This window comes from Rhodococcus sp. RD6.2 (genome assembly GCF_001040705.1).
GTDB lineage: Bacteria > Actinomycetota > Actinomycetes > Mycobacteriales > Mycobacteriaceae > Rhodococcus_G.
The window spans coordinates 604,026-629,048 of record NZ_CVQP01000006.1; the positions used below are offsets into that span (position 1 = coordinate 604,026).

Below are 25,023 nucleotides of genomic sequence, written 5' to 3' on the forward strand. Positions count from 1 at the left end.
CACCTACTGGACGCTTGTTCTAAGCGCGATTTCTTCATGCTGCACCGCCTCTGACGGGTTCGTGGCCGGAACCGCGAATCGGGACAGAACGGTCACGTCGCCTGGCTGACGCTGTCGCCACCGTTCTCGATGTGCCCGACCAGTGCGCGCCGGAACTCGGGGTCCTCGTCGACCGTCACGGTGCACCGGTACCAGCCGTCCGTCGACTGGACCGTCCACGAGCCGTGGGCCCCGGAGGCGAGGCGGCGCCGATCGCCGTCGACGACGACCGTCAGGTCACGTGATCCACTGTTCGTCACGGACAGGCCGACGGTCCGGCGGCCGGGGTCGATCGAGGTCGACACCGTGAGCGCCGACGCCGGACCGTCCGCCGAACCGGCGAACTCACGGCGAAAACCGTTGGGGCCCAGCAGGTGTAGATCGTACCGTGGGCCGGGCAGGTGGACGGTGTCCTCGATGTCGCCGAGGACGTCGACGTGGCGCGGCACATCGAACTCGGCCGCGTAGGGGTACAGCGCCAGGTGTGCCGATTCCGCGCCGGTGTTGCTGATGTGCACCGTGAGTACGCGGCCGACGGGATCGAGGCTCGCGTGTGCGTCCGGTTGGTACGGCAAAGGCCGTGCGGGCCGGGATCCGTTCTCCTGCACGGGCATCCGCTGCTCTGCCGGAGGGGTCGGGGTCCATCGAGGTTCGAGCGGTGGTGTCGGCTGCGGGCGGGTCACGGTCGGCCTGCTACGCGGGTTCGCGAAGTCGAACGCCGCGGTCAGGTCCCCGCTGACGGTGCGCCGCCACGGGTCGATCTCCGGCTGCGAGATCCCGAAGCGCCGCTCCAGGAACTGGGCCACCGCCGTGTGGTCGAACACCTGCGAACACACGAACCCGCCGACGGTCCAGGGCGAGATGATGGTCATCGGCACCCGGGGCCCGAGGCCGAGCGGCTGGCCCGCCACCCACTCCGACGTCGCCGAGGCCGGGGGGCGGGGCGGAGGCACGTGGTCGAAGTATCCGTCGTTCTCGTCGAAGTTCACGATGACGGCCGTTTTCGCCCACAGGTCCGGATCCGACGCGATGGCGTCGAGCACCTGGTACAGCAGGGTCGCGCTCGCGGCGGGCGACGACCCCGACGGGTGCTCCGAATCGGCCTCGGAGGGAACCAGATAGCTCACCTGCGGTAGGCGGCCGGCGTCGACATCGGCACGGAACGCGTCGGCGAGGGTGCCCGGCCGCGAGCGGTACAGCGCGCGATCGTAGAGCTGGCGGTCGGTGGGCGACAGTTGGTCGGCGGCGAGCTCGAGTGCTCGTACCGCCGCGTCCTGGACCGGCGGGGGTAGTGCGGGCAGTGCCAGGTAGAAGCCTTGAAGCGTCTGCACCTGGTAGGGGATCAGGCCCGGATTGCCCAGCAGTGCGGCTCCCACCTTCTTGAAGGTCGTGAAGTACTCGAGGTTGTTGTCCCCGAAGTTGTCCCATTCCTGGTACGTCTTCCAGGTGACGCCTGCCGACTGAAGTCGTTCGGGAACGGTGGTCCAGCCGTAGCCGGCGTGCCACGGGTCGTAGGCGGCATTGGTGACCGCGCGACCCTCCAGACCGGGATTCGACAACAGCGTCACGTCCGACGACGTCACGCCGTCCGACGACCCCACCGCGTCCAGTGGGATCGGGGCGGGGGGCTCGAATCCGGTGTATCCGGACACCCAGTAGTTCCGATTGGGGCTCGTCGAGGTCGGGACCGAGCAGTGGTACGCGTCGCAGATGGTGAACGCGTCCGCGAGCTCGTAGTGGAACGGAAGGTCCTGGCGGTCGTAGTACGCCATCGTCGTGGCGGTCTTCGCCGCGACCCAGCCGTCGTGCCAGCCGTCCGCGAGAGCTTGGTGGCCACCGTCCCAGCTGTGGTCGAGCCCGGTGACGTTCTGCGTGTCCATGCGTTGCGCCGCAGCGGAGTCCCGGATCGGGAAGGGGAGCGTTCGTCCGGTGGGGCCGGGCTGGTCGAACACCGACTTCCCGTCCCGAAGCCGAAGTGCGTTGGGATCTGCGAAGCCGCGCACGCCGCGCAGGGCGCCGTAGTAGTGGTCGAACGACCGGTTCTCCTGCATGAGCAGGACGACGTGCTCGACAGACGCGAGTCCGCCGGGCGGTGCCGGTGTCGCCAGCGCGCGCTGGAGGGACGGCGGGAGGAGGGACGACGCGGCGGCGGCGGCCACTGCGCCGGCTCCTGCAGTGAGAAAGCCGCGCCGGGAGAGTGCAGGTCGGGTCACTTCGGCTCCAGTGTCGGAAGGCTGGACGACTACGCCACGGCACTCTAGACCAAACGTCCAGTTTGGTCAGGAAACCTGAATTTCCGGTAGATGCCCTACTGTGGTGCGTGTCACTTTTCGGTCGACCCGAGGAGAACCATGAGCACTCGCTTGAACCCCTACATCAGCTTCAAGGACGATGCCCGCCCGGCGATGGAGTTCTACCGGGACGTGTTCGGCGGCGAGCTGAACATCAGCACGTTCGGAGAGTTCGGCGACAAGGACGCGCCCGGCGCCGACGGCGTCATGCACGCCATGCTCGAGACACCACAGGGCTTCACCCTGATGGGCGCCGACACGCCACCCGGCATGGAACACAACCCCGGCACCAACTTCTCGGTCAGCCTCAGCGGTGACGACGGCGACGAACTGCGTGGCTGGTTCGCGAAGCTCGCAGACGGCGGGCAGATCGCGGTGCCGCTGGAGAAGCAGATGTGGGGTGACGAATTCGGCATGTGCACGGACCGGTTCGGCGTTGGCTGGATGGTGAACATCGCGGGCGCGCCCGCCTGATCCACGAAGACGCGCGCCCGAGCAGCAGCGTGGTCTACACGGGTACTGCTCGGCGCACCAGAGACAGGAACCCGGCGGCAGCGAAGAACAGGCAGGAGAACACGCGGCCGGTGACTCGCTGCTGCCGGGGTGACCGCATGTACGTCAGCACACGGGAGGCGAGGCCCGTGTAGCCCGTCATCACGATCACGTCGACGGCGACCATTGTTGCGGCGATGATCACGTATTGCGGCACCAATGGCGCGGTGGGGTCGAGGAACTGGGGCAGTACCGCAAGCATGAACACGACTGCTTTCGGGTTGCTCGCGTTCACGAGGAAGCCCCGGATCACCATGCCGGTCGCCGATCCGCTCGCGTCCGTGTCGGCGGGGTCGACATCGGCCGGAGCGGAGCGCCACTGTCGCACGCCCAGGTACACGAGGTATGCGACACCGAACCATTTGATGACGGTGAACGCCACGGCCGACGACGCGAGCAGAGCGCCCACGCCCGCGGCGACGATCGCGATCTGCAGCAGCAGTCCCAGTTGCAGTCCGAGGATGTTCCAGTATCCGCGCCGCAGTCCGTGGCTCAGTCCCGACGACATCGACGCGATCGCGCCGGCGCCCGGCGACAGGCTGATCACCCACGCTGCACCCAGAAAACCCAACCAGATCTGCCACGACACCCGACCAGGATAGTGGGGTGCTCGACCGTCAACTTCCGGGCGTCGTCACGCAACTGTCCGGCGGGCTCACCAGCGAACACACGGAGTCGGGCATCACCGGCACGTAGTCGCCTGCGACACCGTTCGCCGCCGTCAGTTCCCGATAGGCGGCGACGGCGTCCGTCGGGCGTCGGGTCAACGTCGGGTCCGTGAGGACGTCCACGGTGTACAGGCCGAAGCGGTTGCGGTAGTTGCCCCACTCGTAGTTGTCGGTGATCGACCAGTAGTTGTATCCGATGACGTTCGCGCCGTCCTGATTCGCGCGCTGCAGCCAGTAGACGTGGTCGCGCAGGTGGTCGGCCCGGGTGTACCCGTCGGGTCGGGGCTTGCCGTCGTCGGACGGCATTCCGTTCTCGACGACGAGGATCGGCAACTCGGGGTATTTGCCCGCGAAGTGCTTTGCGGCGTGGTAGATCCCGTCCGGCTGCGGCCGGACGTCGTAGAAGCTGTCGGTCAGGGCCGCGGAGGCGGTGAGGTTGTCGAGCGAGACGCCGTAGTAGTAGTCGAGTCCGACGAAGTCCAGTTTGTCGCGGACCCGGTCGGTGAACAGGGCGTCGATCACACCCATTGCCGCGGGGATGTAGGCGACATTGCTCGAGACGCGGGCGTCGGGGTCGAGGCGGTGGATCGTGTCGTAGGCGGCGCGGTGCGCGCGGACGAGGCGGTCCAGGACGCCGGGCGCGTCGAGTGGGCCGATGCCGCCGTGTGCGAGTTCCTTCTGCACGAAGACGGTCGGCTCGTTGAACGTGATCCAGGTGACGTCGTCGCCCGCGTATCGCGAGACCACCTTTTCCGCGTGGGTGAGCCACAGTCCGATCGTCTCGTCGCGGGTCCACCCACCCCGATCGACGACCCAGCCGGGGAACACGAAGTGGTCGAGGGTGATCATCGGCCGCATGCCGTGCGAGCGGATCTCGCGCACCACGTCGTCGTAGTAGGCGAGTTCGGTCTCGTCCCACGTGGCGGGTGTCGGTTGGATCCGGGCCCACTCGACGGAGAACCGGAAGGTGTCGACGCCCATCGCCGCGGCGTTGGCGATGTCCTCGGTGTAGCGGTGCCGGAAGTCGGGCCCGCTGCCGTACGGGTCGTGGGGGCCGCCGCCGGCGACGTAACGCGACCAGTTGCTGTCCGGGGGTGGACCCTCGGACTGGAAGCCGGAGGTGGCGACGCCCCACTCGAAGTCGGGTCCCAGGGGCGCCACCGGGGCTGCGCCGGCAGGTGCGGCGGCGAGCGCCCCAGCCACGGCGACCACGACCACGGTCAGGGCACGTGCGATTCGGCTCACCCCAGCAGGTTAGGCGAGTGCGCCGTGTCGGTATGGGGAATCTCACAGACAATTCCGTGCAGTGCTTTAACGTTTTTCGCAACGCATTCGCCGCGGGGCGGCGATCATGAGCAGTCACTCGTCGAAAGGCTCACCCGTGACCGACCCGCTCGCGTTCTTCAGTTCGACCGCCGACGGCTTCGTCGCCGAGCGATTCGCGATCAGTCGCTGGTCGCCGGACATGATCAACGGCGCCGCACTGTGTGGTCTCGTCGCGCGGGCACTGGAACAGGACCACGGTGGTGACGGCTTCGTTCCCGCCCGACTGACGGTCGACCTGTTCAAGCCCGCCAAGACCGCCCCGATCACCACCCGCACCACCCTCGTCCGGGACGGCAACCGGATCCGCGTCGCCGACGCGGAGCTGCTGCAGGACGGCGAGGTCGTGGTCCGGGCCGGTGCCGTGTTCCTGCGTCCGTCGGAGCAGCCGCCGGGGGAGGTGTGGACGCGCGACTACCGGCCGTCGCCGCCGCCCGTCCATATCCCGATGCAGGCCGGCGACGTGACTCATCCGTATTTCGGTAGCGACGACCATCCCGACGGCTGGTCGCAGTCGATGCTCGAGCACCAGGGCTCGAGCCGGAAGCGGATGTGGGCACAGCACCTGCCCGTGGTGGCCGGGGAGGAGCCGTCACCGTTCGCGCGGGCCGCGATGGCGGGGGAGCCGACGAGCCTCATGACGAACTGGGGCACCGCGGGCGTCGGCTTCATCAACGTCGACATGACGCTGGTGCTCGCGCGGCTGCCCGAGGGTGTCGAGGTCGGTATCGAGGCCGACGACCACATCAGCTCCGACGGCCTCGCGGTCGGTACGACCACGATGTACGACCGCCGCGGACCGATCGGAACGTGTGTCGTCAGCGCCCTCGCCAATGCCCGCAGGCAGGTCGACTTCTCCGATCAGGGCGTCTTCGTCCTCCCGGAGAACGCCTGACCCGAGGCGGCCCCGGATCACGGGGCAGTCGCGAGGCCCGCGCCTACATCCTCCTTCGGCAGTGCCAGTGCCTCTGTGGTGGTGATCAGCGCCTTCCACAGCTCTTTCCCACGCTTGCCGGTGCTCTCCGCGACCAGCGCGGCGATACCTGCGACATGCGGGGTTGCCATGGACGTGCCGCTGATCGTGTTGTACCGGTTCGGCATCGGCCAGCTCGAGAGCACGTCGACTCCGGGTGCGGCGATATCGATCGTCCCACCGTCGACCGAAGTCGCTCGCGCCGAGAATGCGGCGATTCGCAGGTCCGATGCGAGAGCCGCGACCGCAACGATCGACGGTGAATTCGCCGGGCTGCCCACGAATCCCGGGTTGCCGGGGCGGGAAGCGTTGTTTCCAGCTGCCGCGATGATCAGCGATCCCTCGGCCAGGGCCCTACGGCCGATGATCTCGTAGGCTTGGACGGGTTGTGGGGTGTTGGCACCGAGAGACATCGAGATGACCGCGCAGCGGTTGGCGATAGCCCATTCGATACCGGCAAGGATTCCCGAGTCGGAACCCGTCCCCGCATTGCTGAGAACCTTGCCGACGAAGATGGTTGCTCCGCCCGCCACCCCGTACCGGGGTCCCTGTCCGGGTTTCCTCGGTCCGCACGAGGTGCCGACGCAATGAGTCCCGTGACCGTTCCCGTCCTGGACCTCTTGACCGGTGACGAACGATTTCGAGGTGATCGTCCGGCCTGCGAAATCGGGGTGGTCGAGATCGAACCCGGTGTCGAGGACGGCGACGTTCACGCCGGTGCCGTCGAACTGGGACGTGAACACGCGGGTGGCTTGCAACCCCCACGTGGCGGCTCGACCGTCCCGCAGGTGCGTCTCGACGGCGAGCGGTGTCGCGAGAGCGTGTACGACGTGTTCTGGTTCGACTGCGATGATGACCGGATTGTCGTTGGCGACGGAGTCCAGGGATTCCATCTGTGCGCCACTGACATTCGCTACTGCGACACCGATCCGCTCGAGTATTGTCGCGTCGGCTGATTCGATGTCGTCGGGGCCGACGGATTCCGGGCCGAGGCCCTCGCTCGATGCCACGCTGCTGACCCCGGACACCTGCTGCAGCGCCGCGACCCGCTCGTCGTGCGTACTGTCGTCGGTGAACGTGATGATCTGGCGACCGGTGGTCTCGGCGGCTGCGGCGTCCGTGTTGTCGTCGGTGATCATGTTCTCTACCTGCCTTCTGGTTGGCTGGCTCCCCGGCGGTGGCGCTCGTGCGACATCGGCTTCGGGGAGTGACCCGCTCACGCGGGCGGGTCCGTGGTTGTCAGCCTTCGCCGGTGCGACTGCGCTGTAACGAGTACCGCGCTACCCGAATCCCCTCCGCGCTCGCCGGGGCGCCTCGCTTGGGACCCGGCGGTCGAGCAGCGGCGGAGCCGGTTACTCGTTCAAGGGGTTTCGCCGGCCGTATCGCAGTCGGCGAGGATTCGAGTAGTCGCCTACTCGTGTGGGTTGCACCGGTGCGGAGCACGCTGGCCTTCGAAACAAACCGGAGGAGGACGACATGACGAATCTTCTCGAGCCGAACACGGAATCGGCATTCGAACTTGTGGAGACGCCATCGCGAGCAACCGAGTCCGAGATGCAGGTCACCGTCGACTGGCCGCAACACGAACCCGCAGGCGCGGACGTCTCACCGCCTGCCCACCCTGCGGACATCGAAGGCGCCGTTTCGTCGCTTCCCGTCGTGCGCGAGGGGATCGGGACGAAGGGCAACACCCGCCAGGTGCATTTCATCAATGGCCACAACCGACCCTTGGCGGTGGCTGTGGCGTATGCAAACAACTCCTGCACCAAACTGTGGGCGGTTCAGGGGTGGTGGAACATCGCTCCCGGCGGCGACGTGCACGTGCTCAACACGACCAACCGCTACATGTTCTTCTATGCGGAGTCCTCGGACCGGGTGTGGGCCGGCGATGCCTGGGAGAACCACGCCGATGCCTACGTGACGCAGAACGCGTTCAACCATTGCATCGAGATTGGCACAACCACTTCCCGCATCGTGCGTATGAGATTCCTCGACCTCGATGTCAACACCCGGTGGCGACTGACGTAGCCGTCACGTCAACGTCATTTCGTCCCACCGGTCCATGCCCCTGATCGCATGGACCCTGGGTCTCGTGCAACAGAAGGAGTAGCCGGCATGTCAACCACCTACAGCGGGCCGCTGGATCAGCGGACCGGCTATGACCCGAGCTTCGTCGGACTCCGCGTCGCGCCGCCCGTCGGTGCCGAAGCGGACGATTCGGTACAGGTGAACGGTTCGTCCGTCGTGCACTACACGCGATTCTCACTGGCGCTGAGCAAGAGTCGAAAGCTGTGTCGCTGGGTGGCGTGGAACATCGACGGATCGACCTTGCCTGCTCCCGACGATCCCGATCCGATCGGTCGCGATGGTCTCGAGTTCACCCTCGACCCCCGAATCGAACCACGTCGCCAAACCGACGACAGTGTCTACAAGAGGAACCGCCTCGATCGTGGGCACGTCGCCCGCCGCGCCGATTTGTTGTGGGGAGAACGCGAGGAGGCGATCCGAGCGAACGAGGACTCGTTCTTCCTGACGAACATCACACCGCAGATGGACAACTTCAATCAGTCGGGGCTGCACGGCGTGTGGGGGCGTCTGGAGAACGCACTGCTGGACCACGTCGACGAAGACAACTCGCGGGTGGCCGTGATGGGCGGGCCGGTCCTGGCCGACAGTGATCCGTCGTACCGGACCGTGCAGGTCCCGATCGAGTTCTGGAAGCTGTTCGTCTACCAGCGGGAAAGTGAAGTGCGGACCAGGGGTTTCATTCTCACCCAGTCCTTGTCCGGACTGAAGCGGCGCGACCCGTTCGCCGAGTTCGTGGTCGCCGAGAGGACGGTCGAACAGATCGCAGCGAAGGCCAAGGTGACTTTCGACAGCGTCCTCGGCGAGTTGGAACAGCGTGGTCGCCCCAGGCCACGCGGACACCTCGAACCGCGAGTCATTCGCGATGAAGGTCAAATCGATTGGTGACACGACCTTCGCTCAATACCCACCAACTACCAAGGAGTGGTCATGACGAAACGTCGATCCCTGCACATCGGTCTGAACTCTGTCGATCCGAAGAAGTACAACGGGTGGGATGGCGCCCTGGCGGGGTGCGTCAACGACGCGAACGCGATGCGGGACGTGGCGGCCAGCCGCGGCTTCACTCCGACGATGCTCCTCGACGGCGACGCGACCGCCGAGGCTGTGCGCCGTGAGTTGGACGCCGCCGCTGCCGATCTCGGCGAGAACGACTTCTTCTTCCTGACCTACTCGGGTCACGGCGGCCAGGTTCCGGACAGGAACGGCGACGAACGCGACAGCTTCGACGAAACCTGGTGCCTGTACGACACCGAGCTCGTCGACGATTCGCTGTACGGCGCACTGTGTACTTTCGGCCCGGGTGTGCGGATCTTCGTGATGTCCGACAGCTGTCACAGTGAAACGGTCACCCGGGCGAACCGAGTACAGGGCCGTGAGCAACTCCGCGATCAGCGGGAGGCGGCCCCAGGCCCAAATGCCAAGCAGGCGCCACGCAACGTGACTGTCGCCGAGTTCGACGGCCACCGCGACGCGTACGAAGAGCAGAACAGATGGTGGGAACCCAAGGCGCTGCCACGAGATGCCAGCGCGAAGGTGGTGCTCATCTCGGGATGCAAGGACGAGCAGACGTCGATGGACGGGCCCGTGAACGGGGCCTTCACAGGCGCCTTTCTGCAGGTCTGGAACAACGGTAGCTACCGAAGCGACTATGCCGCTCTGAAGGACGCAGTGGTCGCCGAGATCGACGACCCGAGCCAGACACCGTGCTTGTTCTCCTACGGTGCGCACGTGCAGCAGATGCTGCCTCAGATTCCGCTCAGCGACGAGGACGCATGAACGGTGGCGCTGCCGGGCGCGGTGAGCATTCGCAGCAGGTCCATGGGTAGGGGAACGACCACGGTCGACTTGCTGTCCCCGCCGACCTCGCGCAGCGTCTGCAGGTAGCGCAACTGCAGCGTCGTCGGGTTCCGGGAGATGATCTCCGCCGCATCCGCCAGTTTCGCCGACGCCTGGTATTCGGCCTCCGCGTTGATGATCTTCGCGCGACGCTCCCGTTCGGCTTCGGCCTGCCGGGCAATCGCGCGCTGCATGCGTTCGGGGATCTCGACGTCCTTGATCTCGACGGTGGTGACCTTCACGCCCCACGGTTCGGTCTGCTGGTCGATCACCTTCTGCAGGTCCTCGTTGAGCCGGTCGCGGTCGGCGAGAAGGGTGTCGAGTTCGGCCTTGCCGAGCACCGACCGCAGCGTCGTCTGCGCGATCTGGGTGGTCGCGGCGAGGAAGTCCTCGACCTCGATGATGGCGCGGTCTGCGTCCAGGACGCGGAAGTAGGCCACGGCCGTCACCTTCGCGGGCACGTTGTCGCGGGTGATGATCTCCTGCACCGGGATCTTCAACGTCACGGTGCGCAGGCCGACACGGACCATCCGGTCGACGACGGGGATGAGCAACACCAGTCCCGGGCCCTTGACGTCCTGTGCCCGGCCGAGCCGGAAGACGACTGCGCGCTCGTACTCGCGCAGCACCCGGATCGCCGTGCCCGGGATGATCAGCGCCAAGAGCGCGAATACGACCAGGAGGGTCAGAAGGACGGTCATGGTAGCTCCCACGGTTCTCGGCGCCGCACGCCGAGAGTCAGGCCCCGCACCGATTCCACGACCACCGACTCACCGGCGGAGGGGGTGGGGGACTGCGGATAGCCGAACTCGATGCGTGCGTGCCAGAGTCCACCGTCGGCGTGGACCTGACCGCGGTCGCCGGCCCAGCTTCGTACCGTCGCCTCGTGGCCGACCAGCCCCCGCGTGCCGCCCCGCACCGGCAACCGGCGGGCGGTGAGCATCGTGCGCCCGAGGACGGCGGCCCCCGCAAGTCCGACCCCGGCGATTCCGACCGCGACCGGGACGGCGACGACGTCGCCGACTCCGCCCGCGACGAAGAGCATCGCGACGCCCGCGCCGATGAGGAGCGCGGCCAGGCCGGTGAGCACTCCGGCGGTGGGCGCGTGGGCCTCGACCAGGATCATCACCAACCCCAGCACCACGGCAACCACACCCAACGTGGCCATCACACGGCTCCCACGCCCGCCCGGTGGCGGGCCGATCGACGCTATCGACTTCCACGGTAATCGCGGTGTCGGCGGGGTGCCACCACGCCGGAACGGGACAAACGACGTGTTACGGGCTCGTAAATGTGTCGCAAGTCACGTACCATGGTTCAGCTGCCCATGAACTTCGGCAGCGCGGTCGGGATGCAGGGAAACAGGTGCTCGAAGCCCCTTCGTGCTTGCCAGGAGCTCGCGATGACAACAACGCAACCGTCATCACCGCAGTCGCCGCGGCGAACGTCATCCGCGGCGCAACAGAGGCGCTCCCGTCGTGGTCGAGCGGCCGGTTCATCGGTCGCCATCGCCGTGGAGCCGACATTCGTCGCAGGTGCGGGCATGCGGTCACGCGTCTTCGCCCACACCGTGAAACTGACCGTCAAACCCGTCCTCGACGTGTGGGGACGGTATCCGGGGCTGGTGTGGCCCGCGGGACTGCTCGACTACGGGGCGCGGTACCTGCAACCGACGCGGGGGATCGGCAGGCACCGAGTCCATCTCGACAACTGTGCCGCGGAGTGGTGGGAACACGGCGTTTCCCGCGGCGCGGCATCGACAGGCGAGGCATCGACAGGGGAGGAAACTGCGGGGGCCGGGACCGCGATCCTCTACCTCCACGGCGGCGGGTTCATGACCTGTGGGCTGAACACGCACCGAGTCCTGGCCCTGCGAATCGGTGCCGCTTCGCAGGCGTCGGTACTCACGGTCGACTACCGGATGCTGCCGCGGTACTCGATCGCCGAATCCGTCGCCGACTGCATCAGCGGTTATCGCTGGCTGCTCGACCGCGGCTTCACGCCCGACCGCATCGTCGTCGCCGGCGATTCCGCGGGTGGGTTCCTCACCTTCTCGACCGCTCTCGCACTGGCCGGCCTCGGTCTTCCTCAGCCTGCGGGGCTGGTGGCGTTGTCCCCGTTGACGGACCTCGACCCCACGATGAAGCTCGCCCGCGCGGAGGGGCGGGAGTGCCCGCTGATTCCGAGTTCGGTGCTGCTGACACTCGCGGAGATCGCGGGACGGGCCGACGGCGAAACCCCGACCGTGTCGCCAGTGGACGGTGTCCTGACCGGGCTGCCGCCGGTGTTGATCCAGGTCGGGTCCACCGAGATGCTCTACGTGGACGCCGAGCTCATGGCGCAGCGGCTCGGCGCGGCAGGCGTGCCGGTGGTCCTCGAGGTGTGGGATCGGCAGGTCCACGTGTTCCAGGCGGCCGCCGACATCCTTCCCGAGGCGGCCCGCGCGGTCGCTCGGATCGGTGAGTTCGTCCGCGACCGCGTCGAGGGCTGACTCTCTCGGTGGGCGCGATTCGGGGTGTGCGCAGGGGTAGCGCCTAAACTGGGCAGTCGATAACACGCTTCCTCTCGCGAAGGGACACCCATGTCTGCCCGCACCGAGCTCGCCCGCGTCGATTTGCGCGGTCGAACACCGTCCGTCGCCGAACTCCGGTCGGCACTGCCGCGTGGCGGAGTGGACGTCGACGCGGTGCTGCATCAGGTGCGTCCCGTCGTCGAGGCGATCCGGGACCGCGGCGCCGAGGCCGCACTCGAATACGGCGAGACCTTCGACGGCGTCCGGCCCGCGACCGTCCGGGTTCCGCGCGCGGAACTGACCCGTGCGCTCGCCGAGCTGGACTCCGATGTGCGCGCCGCGCTCGAGGTCGCAATCGAGCGCACCCGCAAGGTCCACGCCGATCAACGCCGGACCGACACCACCACCGAGGTCGTGCCGGGTGGCACCGTCACCGAGCGGTGGATTCCGGTCGAGCGGGTCGGGCTTTACGTGCCGGGTGGCAACGCCGTCTACCCGTCGTCCGTGGTAATGAATGTGGTTCCCGCCCAGGCTGCCGGTGTCGAGTCCCTCGTCGTCGCGTCGCCCCCGCAAGCCGCGTTCGGCGGGTTGCCGCACCCGACGATCCTCGCCGCGGCGGAGATGCTCGGCGTGGAGGAGGTGTGGGCGGTCGGCGGCGCGCAGGCCGTCGCGCTGCTCACCTACGGCGGCACCGACACCACCGGAATTGACGGCACCGCCGTCGGCGGTTCGGAACTCGCTCCGGTCGATCTGATCACCGGCCCCGGCAACATCTACGTCACCGCCGCCAAGCGGCTGTGCCGCGGCCTCGTCGGGATCGACGCTGAGGCGGGCCCGACGGAGATCGCGATCCTCGCCGACCACACCGCGGATCCGGTCCACGTCGCTGCAGACCTGATCAGTCAGGCCGAACACGACGTGATGGCCGCATCCGTCCTCGTCACGACGTCCACGGATCTCGCGGATGCCGTCGACGCCGCCCTGACTGCGCAGTTGGAGCTGACCAAGCACCGCGAGCGGGTGGCCACCGCGCTGGCGGGCAGCCAGTCCGGCGTGATCCTCGTCGACTCCATCGACGACGGTCTCAGGGTCGTCAACGCGTACGCCGCCGAACACCTCGAGATCCAGACCGAGAACGCCTCCGAGGTCGCCGGTCGGGTGCGCTCCGCCGGAGCCATCTTCGTCGGCCCGTGGGCGCCCGTGAGTCTCGGCGACTACTGCGCCGGTTCGAACCACGTCCTCCCCACCGCGGGATGCGCACGACACTCGTCCGGACTGAGCGTGCAGACCTTCCTGCGCGGCATCCACGTCGTCGACTACTCGGAATCGGCGCTGAAAGACGTCGCGCGGCACGTGATCAACCTCGCGAACGCCGAGGACCTGCCCGCGCACGGTGAGGCCGTGCGTCTGCGTTTCGAGAGCCTGCAGTGAGCGCCGCTCCCGGCGCGGCGGCAACGGTCGACGACCTCCCGCTGCGCGAGAACCTGCGCGGCAAGTCGGCATACGGTGCCCCGCAGCTGACGGTTCCGGTGCAGCTCAACACGAACGAGAACCCGCACCCGCCGACCCAGGCTCTCGTCGACGACGTCGCGGAGTCGGTTCGTGAAGCGGCCCGGGAACTGCACCGTTACCCGGACCGCGATGCCGTCGCGCTGCGCACCGACCTCGCCGCGTACCTGTCGCGGCAGACCGGGGTGCCGGTCACCGTCGACAACGTGTGGGCAGCCAATGGTTCCAACGAGATCCTGCAGCAACTGCTGCAGGCGTTCGCCGGCCCGGGACGCAGTGCGATGGGATTCGTCCCGTCCTACTCGATGCACCCGATCATCTCCGACGGCACCGACACCACGTGGCTGCCGGTACTGCGCGGTGCCGACTTCGCGCTCGACGTCGACGCGGCACTGGACGCGATCACCGCGCAGCGGCCCGACGTCGTGTTCGTCACCAGCCCGAACAATCCGACCGGGCACAGCATCCCGATCGCGTCGCTGCGGCTGATCCTCGACGCGGCGCCCGGCGTCGTGATCGTGGACGAGGCGTACGCGGAGTTCTCGGAGGCACCGAGTGCGCTGACCCTGATCGACGAGTACCCGACGAAGCTCGTCGTGTCGCGGACGATGAGCAAGGCGTTCGCGTTCGCGGGAGGCCGGCTCGGATACCTCGCCGCTGCACCGGCGTTCGTCGAGGCGCTGCTCCTGGTTCGGCTTCCGTACCACCTGTCGGTGGTCACGCAGGCCGCTGCCCGCGCCGCGCTGCGGCACGCCGACGAGACTCTCGGCAGTGTGCACGCGCTCGCGGCCGAACGGGTCCGCGTGTCGAAGGCGCTGTCGGACACCGGCTTCCATGTTGTTCCCTCGGACGCGAACTTCATCCTGTTCGGTGAGTTCGCGGACAGTGCCCGCGCCTGGCAGGCGTACCTGGACCGCGGCGTCCTGATCCGCGACGTGGGGATCCCCGGATTCCTGCGTGCCACCGTCGGACTCGCGTCGGAGAACGACGCCTTCATCGCCGCGAGCGACGCGATCGCGGCCACCGAACTCACCCGGGAGGGGAACCGATGACCGACCGCATCGCGAAGATCGAGCGGACCACGAAGGAGTCGTCGATCTCAGTCGAACTGAACCTCGACGGCACCGGCATCGTCGACGTCTCGACGGGCGTCCCGTTCTTCGACCACATGCTCACCGCGCTCGGTGCGCACGCCAGCTTCGACCTGACGGTCAAGGCGGAGGGCGACATCGAGATCGAGGCGCACCACACCGTCGAGGACACCTCGATCGTGCTGGGGCAGGCGCTCGGTCAGGCGCTCGGCGACAAGAAGGGCATCCGGCGGTTCGGTGACGCGTTCATCCCGATGGACGAGTCCCTCGTGCACGCCGCCGTCGACGTCTCGGGCCGCCCCTACTGCGTGCACACCGGGGAGCCGGAGCACATGCTGCACACCGTTATTGGTGGCTACCCCGGCGTCCCCTACGCGACGGTCATCAACCGGCACGTGTTCGAGTCCATCGCGTCCAACGCCCGGATCGCGCTGCACGTGCGGGTCCTGTACGGCCGCGACCAGCACCACATCACCGAGGGCGAGTTCAAGGCCGTGGCCCGGGCGCTGCGCGAAGCGGTCGAGCCGGACCCGCGGGTGAAGGGCGTGCCGTCCACCAAGGGAAGCCTGTGAGTGCCCTCCTCGTCTACGGGTTGTTCCTGATCGCGGGATTCGCGATCGGTGGTGCGTACTCGATGTGGAAGAACGACAACATGCTCGGCATGGGTGTCCTGCTGGCGTTGGCGGTGCTGGCGGCGGCGGGTGGGGTGTTGCGGTTGGTCTGAGGGCCGGGAACAGGATCCGCGGGCGGGCCTTGTTGGTGGGGAGGACCCGGCGAACACCCACCACGGCGTCCTGATGGTGAACAACGACGACATCGTCGCCCGCGGCGAGGCGTCGCTCGAGGGTGTCGGCGTCCTGCACGAGGGCGAAGCCGTCCGGATCAGCGGTGCCGGTGGTCAGCAGCTCACCACCGAGACGGGCGCCGAGGTCCTCGTCTGGGAGATGCACGCGAGCATCGGGCGGTGACGGGCGTTCACTCGCGCGGCTCGCTGTCCAGATAGCTGTCGACGACCACCATGCGCCGAAGGGCGTCGACGTGGCACAGGTTCTCGATCCGTGCGGTGGTCTGCGCGGTTAGCAGTTGTGGCGGAGCGTCTGAGCGGCGCTCGTGAATGACGCTGACGGTGCCACAGAGCTCGGCCAGTGCCGCGACGAGCGCCATCGCGGCCAGCCCTCCCACCGGGCAGTAGAGGACGAGCAGGCTCCAGAAGTCCACGCGACCGAGCTCCGCCTCGATTCCTGCACCGGATGTCCGGCGGCGTACTGCTTGGTAAGGGTCCTGCTGCGGGACCAGAAAGACTCGTCGTGGGTCGTCAACCGTGACCGTGACCGAGCCGTCCTGTCCTAGTACGAATTCGGCCTCGACCAGCCCCGCCCGCGAAGTGGGAGTCAACTCGGGGAGCAGCTCATCGAGGAACTCTCGGGCGCGGCGAACAATCGCATCGGGTGGCGGAGTCGGTCCCGGTCCCGGGTAGAGATCGACTGTATAACCCACCGTGCCGGGGGGCAGTCCCCATGTTGCGGGATACTGTTCGGCCCACACTTGACTGACGAATGTCGGGTGCTCGCAACGTGAACCGGCGAAATCGCCGCGCAGAGCCAGAATGTAGAGCGCCGTGAACACGTCCTCCGGAACCGAGACGTTCCAGGCCGCGACACTGTCGATCAGCCAGGCGACGGCGTCCGCGGCCCGACCGGACTCCCAGAGCGTAGTGCCGAGGATCGCGAGCGTGCGAATCCTGCTGTCGGGTTCGCGCTTGAGCGCAGCGATGAGCTGGCGGACCAGCGGTTCCAGGCCAGCAGACCTGCCGGGATTCTGTCCGACTCCTGGCCAACCGGGCTGGGGGAACGACGCCATCACCTCCTCGCCCCACTCGTTGTCCCCGATGGACGGTGTGCGGTGGGTCAGCACATGGACCCAGACGCCATCGCAATCCCGGTAGTAGATCCTGCTGAGCTCAAGATCCCGCCATCCACCGAACATGATGGTGTCTTCGGTGTGCCGCTCGATGACCTCCTGCGTCCAGTGCGCCGGAAATGTGGTGCATCCGGCGACCTCGCTGCCGTGGGCATGGTTCGGTGCGGGCGGTGGCTCGCCAAGCGCAGCGCAGTAATCGGCATCACGCAACGCGGTGCCGACTATCCCCGGTACCCAGACCCGGCTCATCGGTCGGCCCTGCATTCGACTCGCGACACCCAGTCTGGGGTCGGCGGCAACGACTGGCCGTGGGCCCCGAGCAGCGCCACCACCACCGAGACCCCACTGGGGGGCGCGTCAGGCCATGGCGTGTAGCCGTCGGTGAAGACGACAACGACTTCCGGTCGAGGTTTCTGCTCCAGTGCGGCACCGATACCCACGCGCATGTCAGTTCCACCCGCCCCGGCGACGGCAGCATCGCGCACTCGCCGTACCCGCCTGGTCACGTGTGCGACGGTGTCGACGGAGATTAGTGTGACGCCGGGCTCGCCCAGACCCAACGACATGATCAGGCTGTCTACTTCTCCGAGCGCGCGGCCGAGCAGGGTGTCGTTGACGCTCGCTGAGGTGTCCACGACGACAGCCAGTTGCGGAACCGGGCGATGCTGACCGGGCAGGATCACGCCTTGGGCTATGGTCGACCGGCGCGACGGTCGTCGGTAGGTGTAGTCCCCACGACCGGACACGGTCGTGACGGCGCGCCGAACGGCGTTGGCCAGCAACGACTCCCATGCCGTCGTCGGGTCGAGGATGGTGGTTGCCCATCGGGCCGCACCGCCCCGACCATCGCCGCGCGAATGGGTCCGGAATTCTATGGCCACCTGACGGCGAAGCGCGGACGCGGCGAGCCTGGACAACGGTGGCGTGCCGGCGTCCGGAGCGAGCTCGTGATCGCGGTCGATGCCATCAGCGCCGCTACCGCAGTCGAACTTCCGAGCCCGCAGTTCGAGTGCCTCGCGCCGTGGCATCAGGGCGGCGAAATGCTCTTCGAGTGTTCCGTCGTAGGGGAGGCCAAGCTTGTTGGCGTCGGTGAGGCGCCGTGGTCTGAGTCCGGTGACGTCGATGACGTCGGCAATTGCGGCATCGGCGGCAGCCGTCCACACGGCCGAAGTCGGCTGCGATACCCCGACGCTCGCGGCACGTCCCGAATGATCCGCCAGCAGATGCCACAGGAGATGCGCCAGCTCTCGCCCGACGACCGGAACAGGCTTGGCCGCAACCCATTCCGGGTTCACATACAGGCGCCAATGCCGGTCAACGGTCATCCGGCGGACCTGGTCCGAGAAGACGGTCGGCAGGCTGAACAGCGCAACGGCCAGGTATGGCTGATTGCGGGCCGAGTCCTTGCCCGGCGTGGCGTTGACGCCGATCACCCACAGCTTGGCGGCGGTCAGCGTGGCCGAGACGGCACTGTGGTCGATGGTCATCGCTTAGGCCAGTACCCCTGCTTTTTCGAGTGCTGCCGCGAACACCACGAGCCCGTCGGGCAGGGGTGCCCCCGCGGGTCGGCGGTCCGGGCTCATCAGCGCGCGGACCGCGGGAATCGCGGGTTCGACGCCGATCTGATTCGCGGCCGCACAGCAGAGCTCGACGGCCCGTGACCACCGCTCGGGCGAGTTGCGTCGGTCCAGCGCCTGCACCGTGGACTGCAACACCAGGAAGCTTCGGTCCGGGCGTAGCGACGAGAAACTCACCTCGGACGCGTTGTCGAGAAGATCGTCTGGATCGGGTAGGTCAAGATGTGAGCGCCAGGTCAGATACTCGTACGCCGTGGATTCGCCGACGGCCCCGGCGGCCAGCAGTTGCAGGACCTCCGCGCTCGCTCCCGTCGATTCCGCCACGGAGATGAGCCGTCCGGCGAAGTCCCAGGTGCGAGGGGTGGGAAAGGCCCGCCCACGCGCAGCGGCTTCCTTGGGCAGTGCGCACAGCTGGGTCGGTCGCGCCTGCAGGAATGCGGCGATCCGCGCCATCTCCGCGATGCGCCGAACCTCGGAATCGGCTGGGAGGCCTTCGACGCGCAGCGGCGGCCACGTACCAGTGACCGTGCCCTCCGCGAACACCTCCAACGGCATTGCGAAGTCCAGATGCACGAAACGGGACGCCGTCGGTGCCGCGAGTTCCCAGCCTGCCGCGGCGATGTCGACGGGATTGGCCGCGGCCACGAACGCCACCGTCTCGGGGAGCCGCAGTGCCCCCACCTCGCCGTGTGTGAGAATCCGCAACGCCGCCGCCTGAAGTGAAGGCGCAGCGGTGCTGAACTCGTCGAAGAAGCAAATCGACGGTGTGGACTGCTCGGCGAGTCTGCGCGCCCACCTCGGTGCGGCAAACGCGACATCACCGGCCGCTGTCACGACGGGCAAGCCCGCGAGATCGGACGGCTCGCTCTGGCTGATGATGACGGTTTCGACGTGAAACCCGCTGCCCGCGGCCGACTCGATCATCGACGTCTTGCCTTCGCCGGGGTTACCCCACAGCAGTACGGGAATTCGTGCATTGATACAGGCCGCGATCGCGGTGAGGGTGTTCTCGTAGTCGATTCGGGTGGTCAGGGTCATGTGCACTACCTCTGAGCGTGATGGACGGGTGGAATCAGTGGTGTTCAGGGTCCGCAGAGTTCAAGTACCGGTGGACAGCCTGGTCACGGATGACGGTCAAGGTCGTCGCGAGATCGCCGGACTTCCTGGCGACCCGTGAGATGTCCCTACCGGGAATTCCCGAGTAGGCGAGAAGGACGAAGTCGCGCGCGGCAAGGCGCTCACTTCCGAGCTCGATCCGCCGCGCGATCCGGCGGACTCTCTTCGGGTGAATGCCGTTGTCCCACAGTAGGTTCAAGCCGTCAGGTTCGGTGACGTGCTCGCGCATGTCGTCGTATCGCTCGGGGACGGCCGCATGGACGCCGAACTCGGCGATCAGGCGCGTCTGCAGATCACGCGTCTGCCAGTGCAGGCCGCCGGTGAGACCCGCGAGCCACTCTGCTGACGATCGCACGTACATCGCCGCGGCCAACGCGCTCCCGAACATGACGCTGGACCGATCCACCAACCAACGCCCTGACTGGGCCGGGTGTCGCCGGACCGGGTACTTGGCGGTTCGCATCGTGAACTCCATCCCGCGCAGCGCGGCTGCGAGCGACTTGTCCAACTGCATGCAGGAGTTCCAGCTACCGAACGCCGCCGCTACCCGTTCCGCCGCGGTGTCGTGTGGAGTCGTGATCGTCCAGTCCGGCTCGATCGTCACTGGGTGCATATCGTGTTCGTTCGAGTCCGGCGACGGACGGCACGGCATCGTCAGGGTGATCGGGCCGTGCTGGCAAAGGGATTTCGCGGCTCGGGTGACTCGCTGGGCTGGCACGCGACCAGTATGCGCGGAGGAGCCGACACGTCCGCATTCGTGAGCGAGCAGTGATCGTGCGCCGATGCCGCAACGACCCACGCATCAACGGTCGATGGAAGGCCCATGACCTCCGCCGCGCTGCTCGATTACGGCTCCGGGAACCTGCACTCCGCACAGCGGGCCCTCGTGCGCGTCGGCGCCGACGTCACCGTCACCGCCGACCCCGAGATCGCACTCGCCGAGGACGGGCTCGTCATCCCCGGCGTGGGAGCCTTCGCCGCCTGCATGGAGGGCCTCCTCTCCGTGCCCTGCTGGCGATCGTGGTGCTCGCCGCGGCCGGTGGCATCCTCCGTCTGGTCTGAGCCACCGACCGCGACACCACCTCAGTTGGTGAGGACGACGAGTTGTCGCGTCGCACGGGTCATCGCGACGTAGCGGTCGACGGCGCCCTCGATGCCGGTGCCGAAGTCGTCGGGATCGATCAGCGCGACGAGGTCGAATTCGAGTCCCTTCACCAGGTCCGGTGGTAGCCACCGGACGCGTGACGTCGGAGTGAACCCGGCCGCCCCGGTGGCGACGACGCAGGCGATGCCCTCGTCGTGTTCGGCGAGCCAGGTGCCGAGGATCCGGTCCAGTTCGTCGACGTGGCCTCGGGTGACGGGAATGCCGCTGCTGCGGATCGACGTCGGGACGTTCGCGTCGGGCAGTGCGGCCCGGATGACGGGTTCGGCCACGGCCATCACCTCTTCGGGCGTCCGGTAGTTGACGCTCAGCTCGGCCAGGTCGATGTGGTCGACGCCGACGCGCTCGAGTCGTTCCCGCCACGATTCGGTGAAGCCGTGCCTGGCCTGGGCGCGGTCGCCGACGATGGTGAAGCTGCGGGATGGGCAGCGCGACAACAGCATCTGCCACTGCGCATCGGTCAGTTCCTGGGCCTCGTCGACGACGATGTGCGCGAACGGGCCCGCGAGCAGGTCCGGTTCGGGCCGCGGCATCGCGTCCTCGTCGACGAGCATCTCCTGCAGGTCGTGCTGACGTAGCTGCGTCATCAGACCCTCGCCGTCGGCGTAGGCGTCGGAGGCGATCAGGTCGTCGACAACCGCGGATCTGCGTTCGCGTTCGGCGGCGACGGCGCTCCGATGCCTGAGGAGGCGCCGAGAGGCATTCGGATCGCCGAGTCGCTGCCGCGCCGCGTCGAGGATCGGCAGGTCGGATTCGGTCCACGCCGTCGGGTCTGCGCGTTGCAGCGTCCGCACCTCGTCGGGCCCGAGCCAGGGCGCGCACAGACGCAGGTAGGCGGGAACCGACCACAGGTCCGCGACGAGGTCCGCCGCCTCGATCAGCGTCCACGCGTTGTCGAGGGCCGCGCGCAGTTCCTCGTTCCGGAACAACGACTGCCGCAGTGGGCCGCGAGGAATGTCGGCGTGGGCCTTGTCCATCAGGATCGTCAGCAGCAGGTCCCAGATCTCCTCGCGCGCTTCGTTGTGCGGAGTCCCGGGTTCGGGTGCCCCGAACGCCTCCGTCCAGTCGTCGGCGCTGAGCGGGAGGTCGGCCCAGTCGGTCGCGACGGTCATCGTCTCGGTCGGCGGCTGCTCGTAGAACCGCACGGCGCGGTCGACGGCTCGTACCAGGTCCGCGGACGCCTTGAGTCGCGCGACCGCCGGATCGGTTTCCGGCGTCGCGTCCGCTCCCTCGGTGACGAGGTCGCGCACGGTGCACAGTTGCACGCCCTCCTCGCCGAGGCTGGGCAGCACGTCCGCGACGTACGCCAGGTACGGCTCGTGCGGGCCGACGAACAGCACGCCGTGCCGGAGTCGAGGGTCGGAGTAGAGCAGGTAGGCGGCGCGGTGCAGGGCGACGACGGTCTTGCCGGTACCGGGACCGCCGTCCACGACGAGCGTCCCGCGTGATCCCGCCCGGATGATGGCGTCCTGGTCGGCCGCGATGGTGCCGAGCACATCCCGCATCCGAGGCGACCGGTCGCTGCCGAGGCTGGCGATGAACGCGGACTGGTCGTCGAGCGCGGCGCCGGAGCCGGTGCTGTCGGGGGTGAAGACCTCGTCCCAGTAGTCGCTGATCCGGCCGCGGGTCCAGCGGTACCGGCGGCGGCTGGTCAGGCCCATCGGGTTCGCGTGGGTCGCGCCGAAGAACGGCTCCGCGGCTGGGGAGCGCCAGTCCACGAGCAGTTGGGCGCCCGCGCCGTCGAGGAGGCCGAGCCGCCCGACGTAGACCCGCTCGGAACCGTCGGCGGGCACCATGTGGCCGAGGCACAGGTCGAGGCCGTAGCGGCGCAGTGCGCGCAGCTCGGCGCCGAGCTGATGGACGGCCATGTCCCGCTCCATCGCCTCCTGCCCGAGGCGGCCCGGCGCCTTGCGGGCGGCGTCGATGCGGCGGGTCAGGTCGGCGACGGCCTTCTCGAGGCTGTCCGCGAGTGCGGCGAAGTGCTTCTCGTCGTCCGCGATCAGCGTCGGATCGGCCTTCGCGGCGAGACGATCCGGAAGGTCGAACGCACTGTCGGGTCCGTCCCCGTGTTCGCGATCTCGATCCAGTTCACGCATTCGGTGGAGTCCACCCTTCCCTCGGTGTCGTGGTCAGGTCAGCGATTCTGCGCCGCCCCCGGGGTCTTGCCGCAAGCCCCCGGGTGCGCTATAAGTTGAAAGTGGAAGGGACTGTGTTTCCGCCCGGTTCTCCTGACGCGTCGCGTCGATCCCCAGTTCAGAACAGAAGGTGAGCTTTCGTGCGCCCGGACACGCCGGCCCTGCCCGGCATGCGAGTTCACGTCCGATGACCCTCCTCCGTACCCACGGGATGCCCGTCGCCATGGCGATGGGCTTCGCCGCGTTCGGTGGCTGGTCGCTGCTGCTGCCCGTCGTCCCGCTCGCCGTCTCCGAGGCCGGTGCCTCCGATGCGATCGCCGGGGCGGTGACCGCGGTGTTCATGGCGGCGACGGTTCTCACCCAGCTCGTCACGCCCCGACTCCTGCACACCTGGGGTTATCGGCCCGTCCTCGCCCTCGGGTGCGTGCTGCTCGGCGTTCCCGCACTGGTGTTCCTGGCGTCCGTCGCCGAACCCGTCGCGCTCGGGGTGTCCGTCGTGCGCGGCATCGGGTTCGGTCTCGTCACCGTCGCCGGGAGCGCGCTCGTCGCCGAACTCGTCCCGGCGGACCTGCTCGGTCGCGCCACCGGCGCGCAGGGCATCGCGATCTCGGTCGGGCAGATGATCGCCCTCCCGGTGGGCCTCGGCCTCTACGGGCGCGGTCACGCGGATGCGGTCTACCTGCTCGGCGCGGCCGTCCCACTCACGGCGGTGGCGGCCGTCGCCGCGCTGCCCCGGATCCGGCACGCCGCGCCCGACGGAGCGCGGACCCGACTCCCGCTGTCGCTGTTGCTCGTGCCGTGCCTCGCGATGATCGTTGTCGCGTCGGTCTACGGCGGCGTCACGACCCTGCTGCCGATCGCCGTCGCCGACCGTGCCGCGGCGGCCGGGGTCGCGCTGGCCGTCGTCAGCGGCGCGATCCTCGTCGGCCGCTACGGCGCCGGTGTGCTCGCCGACCGGATCGGGGTCGGACGCGTCCTGGCGCCCGCACTCGTGTGCGCTAGCGCAGGGGCGGCGCTGCTGACGGTCGCCATCGTCGTGGGTGGCGCCGGGCTGCTCGTTGCGGGTGCCGCACTGTTCGGAACCGGTTTCGGTGCCGTCCAGAACGAGTCGCTGGTCCGGCTGTTCCGGGCGGCGGGCCCGGCCCGGCTCGGCGCCGCCAGTGCGGCCTGGAACATCAGCTACGACGCCGGGACGGGCGTGGGAGCGCTCGCGCTCGGCGTCGTCGCGGACGCGGCCGGGTACCCCGCCGTGTTCACCGTCTCGGCCGTCGCGATCGCTCTCGTGGTCCCGGTGGCGCTGGTGATTCCGGCGGCCACCCGCACGGCCGATAGAGTTGAACCATGACCTCCGTCGCCCTCCTCGATTACGGTTCCGGGAACCTGCACTCCGCGCAGCGGGCCCTCGCGCGCGTCGGCGCCGACGTCACCGTCACCGCCGACCCCGAGATCGCGCTCGCCGCCGACGGTCTCGTCGTTCCCGGTGTCGGCGCGTTCGCCGCCTGCATGGAGGGCCTCACGGCGGTTCGCGGTGAGCGGATCATCGGCAAGCGGCTCGCGGGTGGACGACCTGTCCTGGGCATCTGCGTCGGCATGCAGATCATGTTCGAGCGCGGCGTCGAGCACGGCGTCGAAGCCGACGGCTGCGGCGAATGGCCGGGCACCGTGGAACTGCTGCAGGCCGACGTGCTGCCGCACATGGGGTGGAACACCCTGCAGGCACCCGAGGACAGCGTCCTGTTCGCCGGTCTCGACGCCGACACCCGCTTCTACTTCGTGCACTCCTACGCCGTGCAGAAGTGGGAACTGGCCGACGACACAGTCATCGCGCCGGCGAAGCTCACGTGGGCCGATCACGGCGGACCGTTCCTTGCGGCCGTCGAGAACGGGCCCCTGTCGGCCACGCAGTTCCACCCCGAGAAGTCCGGGGACGCGGGCGCCGCGCTGTTGGAGAACTGGGTCCGCAGCCTGTGAGCGGGCAGCGCGAGAACCTGTCGCTCGGCAAGCTCGCGCTGTACTCCCTCGGCGCCGCGACGGCGGTGCTTGTCCTGGCCGCCGCCCTCATCGCCGTCCTCGAACCGGGACCGGTAGTGGGGTTGGTCATCGGGCTCGGCGGTGTCGCGGGCGCGATCGCGGCGATGGGCGTCGTGTCCACCCGGATGACGCGCCGCGCCTTCGGTGCGACGGACGGGGCGACCGAGACGGACCCGGAGGCCGGCGCACCGTCGTGACGC

Annotated in this window: 24 protein-coding genes and 2 pseudogenes; 15 read left to right on the forward strand and 11 right to left on the reverse strand. The window is 68.2% G+C overall.

The features are described from left to right. Positions 1 to 92: 92 nt before the first annotated feature. A complete protein-coding gene (locus RHCRD62_RS13040) occupies positions 93 to 2,252 on the reverse strand; it encodes a phosphocholine-specific phospholipase C (protein WP_050065092.1) in 2,160 nt (719 codons plus the stop codon). Positions 2,253 to 2,390: 138 nt separating this feature from the next. On the opposite strand from RHCRD62_RS13040, the gene RHCRD62_RS13045 reads away from it, so the two are divergent. Beyond that, positions 2,391 to 2,804, forward strand: a complete 414-nt coding sequence (locus RHCRD62_RS13045; RefSeq protein ID WP_050065093.1) for a VOC family protein — start codon at positions 2,391 to 2,393, stop codon at positions 2,802 to 2,804. 34 nt (positions 2,805 to 2,838) lie between these two features. Here RHCRD62_RS13045 and RHCRD62_RS13050 read toward each other — a convergent pair whose 3' ends face one another. Together RHCRD62_RS13050 and RHCRD62_RS13055 are read right to left on the reverse strand one after the other, a co-directional pair. Further along, a complete protein-coding gene (locus RHCRD62_RS13050) occupies positions 2,839 to 3,471 on the reverse strand; it encodes a LysE family transporter (RefSeq protein WP_050065094.1) in 633 nt (210 codons plus the stop codon). 28 nt (positions 3,472 to 3,499) lie between these two features. After that, positions 3,500 to 4,786 carry a glycoside hydrolase family 1 protein gene (locus tag RHCRD62_RS13055; protein ID WP_253277315.1) on the reverse strand — a complete coding sequence of 429 codons (1,287 nt, stop codon included), beginning with the start codon at positions 4,784 to 4,786 and terminating at the stop codon, positions 3,500 to 3,502. A 145-nt stretch (positions 4,787 to 4,931) separates the two neighbouring features. On the opposite strand from RHCRD62_RS13055, the gene RHCRD62_RS13060 reads away from it, so the two are divergent. Next, positions 4,932 to 5,768: a thioesterase family protein gene (locus tag RHCRD62_RS13060; RefSeq protein WP_050065095.1), complete on the forward strand. Its 837-nt coding sequence runs from the start codon at positions 4,932 to 4,934 to the stop codon at positions 5,766 to 5,768. 17 nt (positions 5,769 to 5,785) lie between these two features. On the opposite strand, the gene RHCRD62_RS13065 is transcribed toward RHCRD62_RS13060, so the two are convergent. Then, positions 5,786 to 6,985, reverse strand: a complete 1,200-nt coding sequence (locus RHCRD62_RS13065; protein ID WP_050065096.1) for a S8 family peptidase — start codon at positions 6,983 to 6,985, stop codon at positions 5,786 to 5,788. Positions 6,986 to 7,322: 337 nt separating this feature from the next. Here RHCRD62_RS13065 and RHCRD62_RS13070 point away from each other — a divergent pair, with 337 nt between their 5' ends. The 3 genes from RHCRD62_RS13070 (at position 7,323) to RHCRD62_RS13080 (ending at position 9,710) form a co-directional block, all read left to right on the forward strand. Then, positions 7,323 to 7,874, forward strand: coding sequence for a DUF1036 domain-containing protein (locus RHCRD62_RS13070; protein WP_157050895.1), 552 nt, complete (start codon positions 7,323 to 7,325; stop codon positions 7,872 to 7,874). 87 nt (positions 7,875 to 7,961) lie between these two features. Further along, a complete protein-coding gene (locus tag RHCRD62_RS13075; protein ID WP_050065098.1) occupies positions 7,962 to 8,819 on the forward strand; it encodes a DNA/RNA non-specific endonuclease in 858 nt (285 codons plus the stop codon). A 42-nt stretch (positions 8,820 to 8,861) separates the two neighbouring features. After that, the gene (locus tag RHCRD62_RS13080; RefSeq protein ID WP_157050896.1) at positions 8,862 to 9,710 is read left to right on the forward strand and encodes a caspase family protein; all 849 of its coding nucleotides are present in this window, start codon (positions 8,862 to 8,864) and stop codon (positions 9,708 to 9,710) included. Here RHCRD62_RS13080 and RHCRD62_RS13085 read toward each other — a convergent pair. Beyond that, positions 9,680 to 10,471 carry a slipin family protein gene (locus RHCRD62_RS13085; RefSeq protein WP_050065100.1) on the reverse strand — a complete coding sequence of 264 codons (792 nt, stop codon included), beginning with the start codon at positions 10,469 to 10,471 and terminating at the stop codon, positions 9,680 to 9,682. The two genes, RHCRD62_RS13080 and RHCRD62_RS13085, sit on opposite strands and share 31 nt — an antisense overlap. Then, positions 10,468 to 10,938 (reverse strand): NfeD family protein, encoded by a 471-nt coding sequence (locus RHCRD62_RS13090; protein WP_050065279.1) that lies wholly within the window; start codon positions 10,936 to 10,938, stop codon positions 10,468 to 10,470. The genes RHCRD62_RS13085 and RHCRD62_RS13090 overlap by 4 nt, the downstream gene beginning before the upstream one ends. A gap of 375 nt (positions 10,939 to 11,313) precedes the next feature. Between RHCRD62_RS13090 and RHCRD62_RS13095 the strand changes: the two genes are divergently transcribed. From RHCRD62_RS13095 to RHCRD62_RS25455, 6 genes and pseudogenes are all read left to right on the forward strand, one after another. After that, a complete protein-coding gene (locus tag RHCRD62_RS13095; RefSeq protein WP_253277300.1) occupies positions 11,314 to 12,261 on the forward strand; it encodes an alpha/beta hydrolase in 948 nt (315 codons plus the stop codon). Between the two features lie 90 nt (positions 12,262 to 12,351). Beyond that, the gene (gene hisD, locus RHCRD62_RS13100; protein ID WP_050065101.1) at positions 12,352 to 13,713 is read left to right on the forward strand and encodes a histidinol dehydrogenase; all 1,362 of its coding nucleotides are present in this window, start codon (positions 12,352 to 12,354) and stop codon (positions 13,711 to 13,713) included. Next, entirely contained in the window at positions 13,710 to 14,843 is a 1,134-nt protein-coding gene (locus tag RHCRD62_RS13105) for a histidinol-phosphate transaminase (protein ID WP_050065102.1), read from the forward strand. Before hisD ends, RHCRD62_RS13105 begins: the two co-directional genes overlap by 4 nt. After that, positions 14,840 to 15,454, forward strand: coding sequence for an imidazoleglycerol-phosphate dehydratase HisB (gene hisB / locus RHCRD62_RS13110; protein ID WP_050065103.1), 615 nt, complete (start codon positions 14,840 to 14,842; stop codon positions 15,452 to 15,454). The genes RHCRD62_RS13105 and hisB overlap by 4 nt, the downstream gene beginning before the upstream one ends. Further along, a complete protein-coding gene (locus RHCRD62_RS26085; protein WP_172671057.1) occupies positions 15,451 to 15,606 on the forward strand; it encodes a hypothetical protein in 156 nt (51 codons plus the stop codon). The genes hisB and RHCRD62_RS26085 overlap by 4 nt, the downstream gene beginning before the upstream one ends. A gap of 94 nt (positions 15,607 to 15,700) precedes the next feature. After that, positions 15,701 to 15,850: pseudogene (locus RHCRD62_RS25455) on the forward strand (pirin family protein); the annotation flags it as partial. A gap of 7 nt (positions 15,851 to 15,857) precedes the next feature. Here the strand turns inward: RHCRD62_RS25455 and RHCRD62_RS13115 are convergent. Genes RHCRD62_RS13115 through RHCRD62_RS13130 form a run of 4 tightly spaced genes read right to left on the reverse strand, consistent with a single transcriptional unit; the run spans position 15,858 to position 20,099 of the window. Further along, positions 15,858 to 17,051, reverse strand: a complete 1,194-nt coding sequence (locus RHCRD62_RS13115) for a hypothetical protein (protein ID WP_050065104.1) — start codon at positions 17,049 to 17,051, stop codon at positions 15,858 to 15,860. Next, a complete protein-coding gene (locus tag RHCRD62_RS13120) occupies positions 17,048 to 18,289 on the reverse strand; it encodes a vWA domain-containing protein (protein ID WP_050065105.1) in 1,242 nt (413 codons plus the stop codon). Before RHCRD62_RS13120 ends, RHCRD62_RS13115 begins: the two co-directional genes overlap by 4 nt. A gap of 3 nt (positions 18,290 to 18,292) precedes the next feature. Next, positions 18,293 to 19,417, reverse strand: coding sequence for an ATP-binding protein (locus tag RHCRD62_RS13125; RefSeq protein WP_050065106.1), 1,125 nt, complete (start codon positions 19,415 to 19,417; stop codon positions 18,293 to 18,295). 34 nt (positions 19,418 to 19,451) lie between these two features. Continuing rightward, positions 19,452 to 20,099 (reverse strand): hypothetical protein, encoded by a 648-nt coding sequence (locus RHCRD62_RS13130; protein WP_050065107.1) that lies wholly within the window; start codon positions 20,097 to 20,099, stop codon positions 19,452 to 19,454. Between the two features lie 219 nt (positions 20,100 to 20,318). Here RHCRD62_RS13130 and RHCRD62_RS25460 point away from each other — a divergent pair. Then, positions 20,319 to 20,492, forward strand: a pseudogene (locus tag RHCRD62_RS25460) (imidazole glycerol phosphate synthase subunit HisH); the annotation flags it as partial. Positions 20,493 to 20,578: 86 nt separating this feature from the next. Here the strand turns inward: RHCRD62_RS25460 and helR are convergent. Continuing rightward, entirely contained in the window at positions 20,579 to 22,753 is a 2,175-nt protein-coding gene (gene helR, locus RHCRD62_RS13140; RefSeq protein WP_050065109.1) for an RNA polymerase recycling motor ATPase HelR, read from the reverse strand. A gap of 226 nt (positions 22,754 to 22,979) precedes the next feature. Here helR and RHCRD62_RS13145 point away from each other — a divergent pair, with 226 nt between their 5' ends. The 3 genes from RHCRD62_RS13145 to RHCRD62_RS13155 are packed head-to-tail and all read left to right on the forward strand — an operon-like array spanning position 22,980 to position 25,020. Further along, complete coding sequence (locus tag RHCRD62_RS13145) at positions 22,980 to 24,137, forward strand: MFS transporter (protein WP_172671058.1); 1,158 nt, start codon at positions 22,980 to 22,982, stop codon at positions 24,135 to 24,137. Then, positions 24,134 to 24,763: an imidazole glycerol phosphate synthase subunit HisH gene (gene hisH, locus RHCRD62_RS13150; protein ID WP_050065110.1), complete on the forward strand. Its 630-nt coding sequence runs from the start codon at positions 24,134 to 24,136 to the stop codon at positions 24,761 to 24,763. Before RHCRD62_RS13145 ends, hisH begins: the two co-directional genes overlap by 4 nt. Beyond that, on the forward strand, positions 24,760 to 25,020 hold the full coding sequence (locus tag RHCRD62_RS13155; protein WP_157050897.1) for a hypothetical protein: 261 nt from the start codon (positions 24,760 to 24,762) through the stop codon (positions 25,018 to 25,020). The genes hisH and RHCRD62_RS13155 overlap by 4 nt, the downstream gene beginning before the upstream one ends. The last annotated feature ends 3 nt before the right edge of the window (positions 25,021 to 25,023 follow it).

Bases quoted from the DNA above. Each gene is read 5' to 3' on its own strand.
- RHCRD62_RS13045 (WP_050065093.1), top strand. From the start codon at position 2,391: ATGAGCACTCGCTTGAACCCCTACATCAGCTTCAAGGACGATGCCCGC.
- RHCRD62_RS13065 (WP_050065096.1), bottom strand. From the start codon at position 6,985: ATGATCACCGACGACAACACGGACGCCGCAGCCGCCGAGACCACCGGT.
- RHCRD62_RS13070 (WP_157050895.1), top strand. From the start codon at position 7,323: ATGACGAATCTTCTCGAGCCGAACACGGAATCGGCATTCGAACTTGTG.
- RHCRD62_RS13075 (WP_050065098.1), top strand. From the start codon at position 7,962: ATGTCAACCACCTACAGCGGGCCGCTGGATCAGCGGACCGGCTATGAC.
- RHCRD62_RS13080 (WP_157050896.1), top strand. From the start codon at position 8,862: ATGACGAAACGTCGATCCCTGCACATCGGTCTGAACTCTGTCGATCCG.
- RHCRD62_RS13085 (WP_050065100.1), bottom strand. From the start codon at position 10,471: ATGACCGTCCTTCTGACCCTCCTGGTCGTATTCGCGCTCTTGGCGCTG.
- RHCRD62_RS13090 (WP_050065279.1), bottom strand. From the start codon at position 10,938: ATGGCCACGTTGGGTGTGGTTGCCGTGGTGCTGGGGTTGGTGATGATC.
- RHCRD62_RS13095 (WP_253277300.1), top strand. From the start codon at position 11,314: ATGCGGTCACGCGTCTTCGCCCACACCGTGAAACTGACCGTCAAACCC.
- hisD (WP_050065101.1), top strand. From the start codon at position 12,352: ATGTCTGCCCGCACCGAGCTCGCCCGCGTCGATTTGCGCGGTCGAACA.
- hisB (WP_050065103.1), top strand. From the start codon at position 14,840: ATGACCGACCGCATCGCGAAGATCGAGCGGACCACGAAGGAGTCGTCG.
- RHCRD62_RS13115 (WP_050065104.1), bottom strand. From the start codon at position 17,051: ATGAGCCGGGTCTGGGTACCGGGGATAGTCGGCACCGCGTTGCGTGAT.
- RHCRD62_RS13120 (WP_050065105.1), bottom strand. From the start codon at position 18,289: ATGACCATCGACCACAGTGCCGTCTCGGCCACGCTGACCGCCGCCAAG.
- RHCRD62_RS13125 (WP_050065106.1), bottom strand. From the start codon at position 19,417: ATGACCCTGACCACCCGAATCGACTACGAGAACACCCTCACCGCGATC.
- helR (WP_050065109.1), bottom strand. From the start codon at position 22,753: ATGCGTGAACTGGATCGAGATCGCGAACACGGGGACGGACCCGACAGT.
- RHCRD62_RS13145 (WP_172671058.1), top strand. From the start codon at position 22,980: ATGACCCTCCTCCGTACCCACGGGATGCCCGTCGCCATGGCGATGGGC.
- hisH (WP_050065110.1), top strand. From the start codon at position 24,134: ATGACCTCCGTCGCCCTCCTCGATTACGGTTCCGGGAACCTGCACTCC.